Here is a 10,438-nt window from a genome sequence, read left to right as displayed (position 1 = left end):
TGCCCTTACAAACAACGTTGAAAATCTACAACGTTCTCGGTCAAGAAGTTGCAACGCTTTTAAACAACGAACAACTCGAAGAAGGCGAACACGAAGTTCAGTTTGATGCAAGTGGATTAACGAGCGGGGTGTATTTTTACAAACTCACTACACCAACATTTTCGCAAACGAGAAAACTTTTGCTGATGAAGTAGAACATTATGAATGTGGAGTTTGCGGTGTGTAACGACTCGTTCAAACGTGAACTCCACTCAATGTTAAAGAGTTGTGCCTTCGCTCATTCGACATAACCGCGTGCGAATGGAGAATCCTTTTCAATACAACGATTCTGAGAAGCATTGGAATTGCATTTCGCTTATCCTTTTCCGCTTGCGCGTTGTATTCTATCCATAATGGCAAGACCTAATCCCGTTTCTTTGACTGCTTGACAGAATATCGTTTTCACATTTGTTTCGTCGCACATTCGGAAAAATAAAAAAAGAAATCGCGCGTATTCTTCGACGCTGTTGCAAATTTTTTTCAGTTTGAATTTCGAAGAATGAAACGGTTCTTCCATTCCTATGTACGCCGAATACACCGTGGAAGCAAGTTCAGAAATATTTGCAACAATTTCTACGTTTGCTTTCGGTGAATAGTGGCGATAACGAGTGCCGGGACTTTTCTTCAAGAGTTTTGACGTGGATTTTGCAAGTTGAGTTGTCGAAACAACGTCTTGCAATTGTTCCAACGTAATTGCTCCCGTTCGCAACACAGACGGAGTGCGTCCCGTACAATCCACAACCGTAGATTCCAAACCAACTTCCGTTTGTTCACCTTTTAAGATGCAACTGATTTTTCCTCTCAAATCGTTATTCACTGTTTGCCACGTTGTAGGACTTGGTTTTCCGGAAAGATTTGCTGAAGGCGCAACAATGGGAACTCCGCATTGTTTGAGAAATGATAACGTTAATTCATTGTTTGGCATTCGTACGCCGATGGTTTTCAAACCAGCAGTTGCGATGGAGGGAACATAATTGCTTTTCGGAAAAATAAGCGTGAGTGGTCCCGGGAAAAAATGTTCAATAAATTCTTCTGCAATTTTTGGAATACAGGTTGTGAGTAATGATAATTCGCTGAGTTCATAAATATGCGCGATGAGCGGATTATCTGTAGGACGTCCTTTTGCTGCGAAAATTTTTTTAACTGCTTCTTCGTCGAAAATATTTGCACCAAGTCCGTACACCGTTTCTGTTGGAAATGCAACGACTTCTCCCCGAAGAATAAACTCTGCGGCGTTGCGAACTGAATTTGTTAGTAATGTTTTCATAATAAATAATTTTCTCTTGTTATGTAAAAAATCGTGTAAAAGATAGGATGTTATTGAATAAACATCAAATCCAGAAACAGAAATTACTTTTGCGATTCTTACAACTATTCTATAATTTTTCGCCGCATTTTCACGAGCAAAAACGTCATGCTGAACTTGTTTCAGCATCTGATTTATTCGTGTAAACAAAAATAGGTCCCCAAATAAGTTCGGGATGACGCATACTTCCAATAACTAATAACAATTAACCAATAACATTTACGCTTATGGCATTCGATATTGAAATGATAAAAACCGTGTACGCTTCGTTCGCAAAAAAAGTGGAAGTTGCACGAAACGTTTTAAACAAACCGCTCACGCTCACGGAAAAAATTCTCTACGCGCATCTCACCGATGGACTTGCGACGAAAGAATTTAAACGCGTAAAAGATGACGAGGGGAAAACTGTTCGCATCGTAACTTACATCGTTTTTCTCGAAGCGTTGGATTCATTCTGCGGAAATGTGTACTTTGCAAAAGCAGTCGTTGTCGTTGCGGCGAAAATGTAATATGGCGCTTTACAAAAAACCTTGGTTTATATCGCTCACCATTTTTATTGCTTTAGATTTCTCGAAAAGTATTATTCGCGAACCTATCAATACGTTTTCATTCAATGTTTATGCTGCAAGTTTGTTTTGCACATTTCTTCTGTTGTTTTGGTTGAGTGAAATTTCTTCACTGCTTCCGAAAATTCTGAATGTAGTTTTCGTTAGTGTAATTGCTTTATTTTTCACCTCGCTTGCCGGAGTAAATTATTTTCTCTATCGTGAATTCGGACAATATGTAACTCCGCAAATGCTTACGTTTGTACTCGATGACCCGATGTATGTATTAAATTACTTGCAAACGTATGTTTTTAATCTCAATGCAATATTTTTCTTGTTGCTATTTGCATTTTGGTATTATGTCTGGAAAAGAAAGAAAGAAGAAACAGTTGCAAAACTTTCTATTCTCAAAATTGCAATTCTCATTCTCGCTCCTGCATTTTATTTAGTTGGAATGAATCAAATGCGTTGGTACAGCGTGGAAAAGCAATTGTCGCTCGATGCTTCGCTCACGCTTTCTATAAAAGAAATTTTGAGAAAAGATTTTTCGGCAAGTTTACATTCATCTGTAAGAGACAAAGTATTTCCTTCAAAAAATTCTTTTGTTGAACCGTTAACAATTATTCTCATAATCAACGAATCATTTGGGAAGAAACCGCTTCCGTTTTATGGATACAAGGAAAACCCAATGCCATTTTTGAAAAAGTGGAGCGAAGAAGAAAAAGAAAATTTTTTCGTGTTTCAAAATGCGTTTGCGAATTCCGGTTCAACGCAAGTGAGCATTCCTTCGCTGTACACAGGTGTTGCACCGTTTGAAGGAGGAGAAAAACTTCACAAAACTCCGCTCGTCTGGGATTGGGCAAGTGCTGCCGGAATGAAAACAATGCTCGTGAGTTCGCAGCGTTTTGGTTGGTTGAATCTGAATCAGTTTTTGTTTACCGTGCAGCAGCCGAATATTCACATCACGGCTGAAAATATTGATGCGCCGATTGTGAACGATATGGGAGTTGACGATTTAGTTTCTGTGCAATCGTTTCAAAATATTTTCAAAAGGTTTTCTTCCGATGAAAATATTTTTGCTGTGTATAATTCCAATGCGCTCCATATTCCTTTTCAACAAACAAGTACGAAATTGCAACAACAACCCAATTTCCCGACACGATACGAAAATGCGTTGTTTATTTTAGATGAAGCACTTCGTCAAATTTATATCACGCTTGAACAAACTCATCGCCTTGAGAATTCGTTTGTAATAATTACAGGGGACCACGGCGAAGGAAGTAATCTCGAACATCGTTTACCGCGTTTATATTCGTATTACGATGAAGTGATGAACGTTCCATTTTTTATTCGGACGCCAAAACACTGGCTTGATTCAAAACGTGAATTCATACAACATTTGAAAGAAAATAAAACTAAGAATATCAGCAACGTTGATATTATTCCAACACTTGCAGAAGTTTTGAATCTACATACAGAAGAACACAACCAAAAAATATTATCTGACTTGAAAGGAAACTCACTCCTCGGATTTATTCAAGACGACCGAGTAATTATTGGATTAAACACAAATGATTTACGTGAATGGGACCATGAGGGATTCGGAGTTTATTGGTTGAACAAACGATTTGTCTACTCCGATGTCGAGGATGAACAATATTTTGATGTATCAACGGATGCAGGTCAAAGGATTAATTTGTGGAAGAAAATTTCTCAAATTGAGAAAGATATTGTTATGCAAACAATAAACGGGAATCGGTTTATAAAAAGAATTTACCAAAAACGCAACAAATGATTTTCTGATTACTCTTCTGAAAACATTTTTCGTTCTTTGTCAGAGAGCCTTCTCCATTTGGTTTTTTCAAGTGTTCCCAATTTCAAATTTCCAATTGCAACGCGAATCAACCGTAATACTTCAATGTTTAATGCTTCAAACATTTTTCGGATGTGGCGATTTTTTCCTTCATCAAGTGTAATTTCCAGCCAACAATTTTTATTTCCAGAACGAAGCAACAAAACATTTTTTACAGAAAGAAATTCGTTTATGTTTATAGTAATTCCTGTTTTCAATTGTTGCAAAAGTTGGTCATCCGCAATACAATTGATTTGAACGTGATAGATTTTTTCAATCTTGTTTTTTGGCTCGGTAATGTGTGCGCTCAATTGTGTGTCATTCGTGAACAGTAATAATCCTTCACTCGCTTTATCCAATCTTCCGACAGGAAAAATTGTTGGGAAATTTTCTTTGGGAAAACAATCGTACACAGTTTTTCTTCCTTGCTCATCGGAAGTTGTTGTAACTAATCCGCGTGGTTTGTTGAGCATTACATAAATTTTTTCTGAAGTAACGACACGTTGCTTTTCTACTTCGATTGTATCCTTCTTCAAATGTACTCGACGTTCAGGATTTATTTCTGTTTTTCCGTTGACAGAAACTTTCCCTTCACGAATAATTTTTTCTGCTTGTGAACGCGAACAAAATCCGAGTTTGGATAATGCACGTGGAAGACTTACAATATTCGAGGAAGTAGAATGATTATTTCTCTGCATAAAATTTTCAAAAGAAAAATACGCTTTCAAACCTCAACAAAAAATCCTCTTTTTATTCTTTCAACTTTTCGCTAATTTTTCACCGAATTTTCACACAGAAAAACGTCATGCTGAACTTGTTTCAGCATCTGATTTATTCGTAAACAAAAATAGTTCCCGAAACAAGTTCGGGAAGACGCATATTCCCAATAACAAGTAACAATTAAACATTTACATTTATGGCATTCGATATTGAAATGATAAAAACCGTGTACGGTTCGTTCGCAAAAAAAGTTGAAACCGCACGAAACGTTTTAAACAAACCGCTCACGCTCACGGAAAAAATTCTCTACGCGCATCTCACCGATGGACTTGCAACGAAAGAATTCAAACGCGGAAAAGATTACGTGGATTTCAATCCCGATAGAGTGTGTATGCAAGATGCCACTGCGCAAATGGCGTTGCTGCAATTTATGCAAGCGGGAAGAAAAAAAGTTGCCGTTCCTTCCACCGTGCATTGCGACCATTTGATTCAAGCAGAAATTGGCGCGTTAGAAGATTTGGAAAAAGCGAAAAGCAAAAACAAAGAAGTGTATGATTTTCTCGCATCCGTTTCCAATAAATACGGTATCGGATTTTGGAAACCCGGCGCGGGAATTATTCATCAAGTCGTGTTGGAGCAATATGCGTTTCCCGGCGGAATGATGATTGGAACGGATTCGCACACAGTCAATGCCGGCGGACTCGGAATGATTGCGATTGGAGTTGGCGGTGCTGATGCGTGTGATGTGATGGCGGGACTTCCGTGGGAATTAAAATTTCCAAAACTCATCGGCATAAAGTTGACGGGAAAATTAAACGGTTGGACTTCGGCGAAAGATGTGATTTTAAAAGTTGCCGGAATTTTAACAGTGAAAGGCGGAACGGATAACATCGTGGAATATTTTGGCGACGGCGCAGATTCGCTTTCTTGCACGGGCAAAGGAACGATTTGTAATATGGGAGCGGAAATCGGCGCAACGACGTCTATTTTTTGTTACGATAAAAAGATGAGCGAATATTTGCGTGGAACGTCGCGCGCTGATGTTGCTCAACTTGCCGATACGATTGCGGAACATTTGCGCGGCGATAAAGAAGTGTATCAATCACCGGAAAAATATTTTGACCAAGTGATTGAAATAAATTTATCCGAACTCGAACCGCACGTGAATGGTCCGTTCACTCCCGATTTGGCGTGGCCTATTTCAAAATTTGCGCAAGCAGTGAAAGAAAATAATTGGCCCCAGAAATTAGAAGTTGGTTTGATTGGCAGTTGCACGAATTCTTCGTATGAAGATATTTCTCGTTCTGCATCGCTCGCGCAACAAGCAGTAGAAAAAGGATTGAAAGCGAAATCGGAATTCACGATTACGCCGGGTTCGGAACAAGTTCGCTATACGGTTGAGCGTGATGGCTTTTTACAAACGTTTTCAAAAATGGGCGGCGTTGTGTTGGCAAATGCGTGTGGTCCGTGTATTGGTCAATGGGCGCGGCACACAAACGACCCGAACAGAAAAAATTCCATTATCACTTCGTTCAACAGAAATTTTGCAAAACGTAACGATGGAAATCCGAACACACATTCCTTTGTTGCATCGCCGGAAATTGTAACTGCACTTGCGATTGCGGGAGATTTAACGTTCAATCCAATGACAGATTTTTTGACGAATGACAAAGGTGAAAAAGTAAAATTGAACGAACCGCTCGGAATTGAAATGCCGCCGAAAGGTTTTGCTGTAGAAGATGCGGGATTTCAAGCGCCGGCAGAAGATGGAAGCAATGTGCAAGTTGCTGTCGCGCCATCGTCGGAGAGATTGCAATTGCTCGCGCCATTTTCTGCTTGGGAAGGGACGGATGTGAAAAATTTGAAACTGCTCATCAAAGCAAAAGGGAAATGCACAACCGACCATATTTCAATGGCGGGACCGTGGCTGAAATATCGCGGACATCTCGATAACATTTCGAATAATATGTTGATTGGTGCGGTGAATTTTTTCAATGAGAAAACTGACAACGTGAAAAATCAATTGAGCGGTGAATACGATGCAGTTCCGAAAGTGCAGCGAGCATATAAAGCAAAAGGAATTGGTTCGCTTGTTGTCGGCGATGAAAATTACGGCGAAGGTTCATCCCGTGAACATGCGGCAATGGAACCTCGTCATCTTGGTGTGCGCGTGATTCTCGTAAAATCATTTGCGCGCATTCACGAAACGAATTTGAAAAAACAAGGAATGTTAGCGCTCACGTTTGCGAACAAAGATGATTACAACAAAATTCTCGAAGATGATTCGCTCGATGTTCTTGGCTTAACGACGTTTTCTCCCGGCGTTCCGCTTACAATCGTTCTTCATCATAGCAACGGAACGACAGAAGAAGTAAAAGCAAATCATTCCTACAACGCCGCGCAAATTGAGTGGTTCAAAGCGGGAGGAGCGTTGAATATTATTAGAAGGCAAGTTTCAAATTAAAAATAGAAAGATAAAATTATGGCTGAACAAAACGGAAAACTTATTGAACTCGTTGCAGAAATGTTACACGAGATGAGAAAATTTCGTGAAGGACAAAACGAAACGAATAAGCGGCTTGGAAATCTTGAGGAACGGTTAGAACGACTCGAACAAGAACAAATGAAAACAAATACAATCTTACGTCAACATACGAGAGATTTAATGCGCATTGCAGAATTGCTCGATACGCACGTGGTTCATTGGGGAGATAAAATTTCTATTCACGGAAAAACTACTGCTACGCAAACTGTTGGTGTGGTTTCGAAGGTTGAGTAGAAAATTAAATGAAAGAAAAATACTATGACAACTACACTTGAATTAGACCAAACAATTTATTCTGCACTTCGAGATTCATTCGGAGAGCAGAAATTAAAACAGAAAGTGAACGATATTTTTATTTCTGGAATGGAAAACTTGCTTGAAAAATATTCCAATCAGATTTTACACTTTGAAGAAAAGTATGGACATTCGTTTCAAGAATTTGAAAAGCAATGGGATAACGAAAAAATTGCTAACAAACACAGCAATGAAGTTGAATCCGATTTTATAGATTGGGAAATGTTGGAAGCAGAAAAGAAAGAATTGCTTTCTACATTGAAAGAAGTTAATAGAAACAACAGACAATTTTATGGAAACAACAACACAAAATAAAACACAGCATAAACGAACATCACGTAGCAACGGTCATTCCAAAGTTGTAATTTCAATGCCGTATGCCGACGAAGAAGTAAAGCGATTGCACGAAGAAAGTAAACGCATCGTTCCCAAAGAAGTAATTGAAAGAGCGATTAAAGATTTACGAGCAATGCAATTTGATTTGGGATATCCGACGGACAGTGTGGAAATAATTCGGAAGATGCGGGAATGATTGTACTTCTCGATAATTCTGTTTGGGTTTCCAACTAACATAAACCTTATATTTACAAAAGTTTTTTTACAAACAATGTATATACTCACAAATAATAGAAAGACAAACTCTATGAAAAACATATCTCTTATTCTTCTGTGTATTCTTCTTCTTGCAAGTTGCAAAAAGGAATCTTCCACAGAAAGCACAAACAAAGCACCGAACGCACCATCCAATCCTTCGCCGGCAAGTAACGCGACGAACCAATATGATTCGCTTACATTAAGTTGGAGTTGCACCGACCCGGAGAACGACGCACTGACATACGATGTGTATTTTGGTACGGCAAACCCTCCGACAACGGTTGTATCACAAAACCAAACTGCAATTACCTTGACAAGAAGCGGGTTGAGTTTGAATACAACATTTTACTGGAAAGTATTAGCCAAAGATAACCACAGCCACTCCACGAGCGGCGCTGTTTGGAATTTTACAACTCGCGCAAGTATTGTTATTGGAAACATTGAAATGATTTCCGTGCAAGGCGGAACGTTTTCGATGGGAAGTAATGTGAATAGCGATGAACAACCGATACACAGCGTAACATTGAGTAGTTTTTACATAAGCAAATATGAAATAACACAAGCGCAGTGGAAACAAGTAATAGTGTGGAAGCAAGCAAACGGTGGGACAACATTAAGCGCAACGCCGAGTTATTTTAGCGGCGATACGACCAAACCCGTGGAACAAGTAAGTTGGGATGATATACAATTATGGCTTGGCTATTTGAACACGATGTATAATGTAACAGGAAACCAATATCGCTTACCGACGGAAGCGGAATGGGAATATGCGGCGAGAGGAGGCATACACGCAAGCGATAATTATACGTATAGCGGAAGCAATACAGTAGGCGACGTTGCGTGGTATTATGTTAACTCGAGTAACACTACACATCCCGTAGGAACAAAAACACCAAATCAACTTGGTATATATGATATGAGCGGCAACGTATGGGAATGGTGTCAGGATTACTATCATAGTAATTATTCAGGAGCGCCCACGGATGGCAGTGCATGGGTTACCCCAACATCAAATTACCGTGTTCTTCGCGGCGGTTCGTGGGACAACGATGACACCGGTTGTCGTGTTGCTCTCCGGGACATCAGCAATCCTCACAATCGCTACGACGTTTACGGGTTTCGACTTGTGAGGACTCCTTAACCTATGCACTATGTACTATGACTCTGTTTTCTTTTTTGCTTCTTTTTTCTTTTTCCAAAAGAAAAAAGAAGTTTTGCAAAATGAATTCATTTAGAGTTTTAGAGAAAAAAAAATATGACAACAACAATCCTTGAAATAGAAAAACAACTTGAAACAATGCCGGAACAAACACAAATGCAAGTGCTGGATTATGTGAAATCAATTCTAACTCCAATACCTAAAGGCATTCCGGGAAAAAATCTTGCACCATTTTTTGGTGTATTATCTGATGAAGATGCAAGAGAGATGATACAAGCAATCGAAGAAGGTTGCGAAAACATTTACCCCAATGAGTGGTGATTATTTAGTTGATACAAATATCGTTATCGCTTATTTCAACAAAGACAACATTGTTGGAAAGAGAATAGATGTTGCAAATGAAATTTTTATTCCTTGCATTGTCATTGGAGAACTTTATTTCGGAGCAATTAAATCGAGAAACAGAATTCAGAACATTTCAATAGTAGATAATTTCGTTTCAAATAAATCTATCGTAAATTGCGATGTTGATACTGCAAAAGAATTTGGAACAATCAAACATCAATTACAAAGCAAAGGAAAACCAATTCCCGATAATGATATTTGGATAGCGGCAATTGCAAAACAATATAAACTCACGCTCGTAACTCGTGATGAACATTTTCGTGAAGTAGAAAACTTATTCATTGAAAACTGGTAACACAATAATTTTTTGAGATAAGAAATAAAACCTATGAAAGCCAACGTAACCGAACACGGCGCCTTGATTCCTAAGCGAATGTTGAAAGGAGTCAAAGAAGTCGAAATAAAAAAGGAAGATAATGCAGTTATCGTTTTACAGGTTGACAAAAACGACCCTATCTTTCAACTTGGCAGAAATCCGGTTGATTGTGACGTGAGCGATGCAGCAGAAAATTTCGATAAGTATCTTTACAGAAAACCTTTATAATACAACTAAATCATTATGTCAAAAGCAATCTCAATACAAGTTCCCGAAAGTGTTTTATCTTATTGGGAATCGGAAAGACAATTAGAACAAGAACTCTCTTATCTTTCAGTTCTTGAACTCGTCCGCGAAAAAAAAATCACTTCAGGAAAAGCAAGCGAACTCCTTGATATCTCACGTTGGGAAATGGCTGAACTATTATCTCAGCATGATGTACCGAGTTCTAATTTTTCAGTTCAATAATTACAACAGCAAGTAAGTGAAATGAATTAGGAAAATTTTTTCAATCGCTCTTAAAAATATACAACTATGAAAGCCAAAGTAACCGAACGCGGTGTCTTGATTCCTAAACGAATGTTCAATGGTGTCAAAGAAGTCGAAATAAAAAAAGAAGATAATGCAGTTATCGTGATTCCAATTGATGAAGATGACCTAATT

At 38.6% G+C, this 10,438-nt stretch carries 14 protein-coding genes; 12 read left to right on the top strand and 2 right to left on the bottom strand.

Annotated features, from left to right (window positions below; translation table 11 throughout):
* On the top strand, nt 1-194 hold a 194-nt coding region (locus FJ218_09925), incomplete at its 5' end, for a T9SS type A sorting domain-containing protein (GenBank protein ID MBM4167218.1).
* A 161-nt stretch (nt 195-355) separates the two neighbouring features.
* Here FJ218_09925 and FJ218_09920 read toward each other — a convergent pair.
* On the bottom strand, nt 356-1,306 hold the full coding sequence (locus tag FJ218_09920) for a threonylcarbamoyl-AMP synthase (GenBank protein ID MBM4167217.1): 951 nt from the start codon (nt 1,304-1,306) through the stop codon (nt 356-358).
* A gap of 266 nt (nt 1,307-1,572) precedes the next feature.
* On the opposite strand from FJ218_09920, the gene FJ218_09915 reads away from it, so the two are divergent.
* Both FJ218_09915 and FJ218_09910 read left to right on the top strand, forming a co-directional pair.
* A complete protein-coding gene (locus tag FJ218_09915) occupies nt 1,573-1,854 on the top strand; it encodes a hypothetical protein (protein MBM4167216.1) in 282 nt (93 codons plus the stop codon).
* The gene (locus tag FJ218_09910) at nt 1,808-3,685 is read left to right on the top strand and encodes a DUF229 domain-containing protein (protein ID MBM4167215.1); all 1,878 of its coding nucleotides are present in this window, start codon (nt 1,808-1,810) and stop codon (nt 3,683-3,685) included. Before FJ218_09915 ends, FJ218_09910 begins: the two co-directional genes overlap by 47 nt.
* A gap of 8 nt (nt 3,686-3,693) precedes the next feature.
* Here the strand turns inward: FJ218_09910 and FJ218_09905 are convergent, their stop codons facing one another.
* Nucleotides 3,694-4,440, bottom strand: a complete 747-nt coding sequence (locus FJ218_09905; GenBank protein ID MBM4167214.1) for an rRNA pseudouridine synthase — start codon at nt 4,438-4,440, stop codon at nt 3,694-3,696.
* A gap of 218 nt (nt 4,441-4,658) precedes the next feature.
* Between FJ218_09905 and FJ218_09900 the strand changes: the two genes are divergently transcribed.
* The 9 genes from FJ218_09900 (at nt 4,659) to FJ218_09860 (ending at nt 10,243) form a co-directional block, all read left to right on the top strand.
* Nucleotides 4,659-6,926 carry an aconitate hydratase gene (locus tag FJ218_09900; GenBank protein MBM4167213.1) on the top strand — a complete coding sequence of 756 codons (2,268 nt, stop codon included), beginning with the start codon at nt 4,659-4,661 and terminating at the stop codon, nt 6,924-6,926.
* An 18-nt stretch (nt 6,927-6,944) separates the two neighbouring features.
* The gene (locus tag FJ218_09895) at nt 6,945-7,241 is read left to right on the top strand and encodes a hypothetical protein (GenBank protein MBM4167212.1); all 297 of its coding nucleotides are present in this window, start codon (nt 6,945-6,947) and stop codon (nt 7,239-7,241) included.
* A gap of 24 nt (nt 7,242-7,265) precedes the next feature.
* The gene (locus tag FJ218_09890; GenBank protein MBM4167211.1) at nt 7,266-7,616 is read left to right on the top strand and encodes a hypothetical protein; all 351 of its coding nucleotides are present in this window, start codon (nt 7,266-7,268) and stop codon (nt 7,614-7,616) included.
* The gene (locus FJ218_09885; GenBank protein ID MBM4167210.1) at nt 7,594-7,833 is read left to right on the top strand and encodes a hypothetical protein; all 240 of its coding nucleotides are present in this window, start codon (nt 7,594-7,596) and stop codon (nt 7,831-7,833) included. Before FJ218_09890 ends, FJ218_09885 begins: the two co-directional genes overlap by 23 nt.
* A gap of 75 nt (nt 7,834-7,908) precedes the next feature.
* Nucleotides 7,909-9,036: a formylglycine-generating enzyme family protein gene (locus FJ218_09880; protein MBM4167209.1), complete on the top strand. Its 1,128-nt coding sequence runs from the start codon at nt 7,909-7,911 to the stop codon at nt 9,034-9,036.
* Nucleotides 9,037-9,150: 114 nt separating this feature from the next.
* Nucleotides 9,151-9,375, top strand: coding sequence for a hypothetical protein (locus FJ218_09875; protein MBM4167208.1), 225 nt, complete (start codon nt 9,151-9,153; stop codon nt 9,373-9,375).
* Entirely contained in the window at nt 9,365-9,754 is a 390-nt protein-coding gene (locus tag FJ218_09870) for a type II toxin-antitoxin system VapC family toxin (protein MBM4167207.1), read from the top strand. The genes FJ218_09875 and FJ218_09870 overlap by 11 nt, the downstream gene beginning before the upstream one ends.
* 33 nt (nt 9,755-9,787) lie before the next feature.
* Nucleotides 9,788-10,003, top strand: coding sequence for a hypothetical protein (locus FJ218_09865; protein ID MBM4167206.1), 216 nt, complete (start codon nt 9,788-9,790; stop codon nt 10,001-10,003).
* A 15-nt stretch (nt 10,004-10,018) separates the two neighbouring features.
* Entirely contained in the window at nt 10,019-10,243 is a 225-nt protein-coding gene (locus FJ218_09860; protein MBM4167205.1) for a UPF0175 family protein, read from the top strand.
* Nucleotides 10,244-10,438 lie beyond the last annotated feature (195 nt).

The sequence above is a fragment of the Ignavibacteria bacterium genome, from assembly GCA_016873775.1.
Lineage (GTDB): Bacteria > Bacteroidota > Ignavibacteria > UBA10030 > F1-140-MAGs086 > JAGXRH01.
The sequence above is the reverse complement of the archived record's forward strand: the minus strand, read 5'-3'. Positions and strand labels throughout refer to the sequence as shown.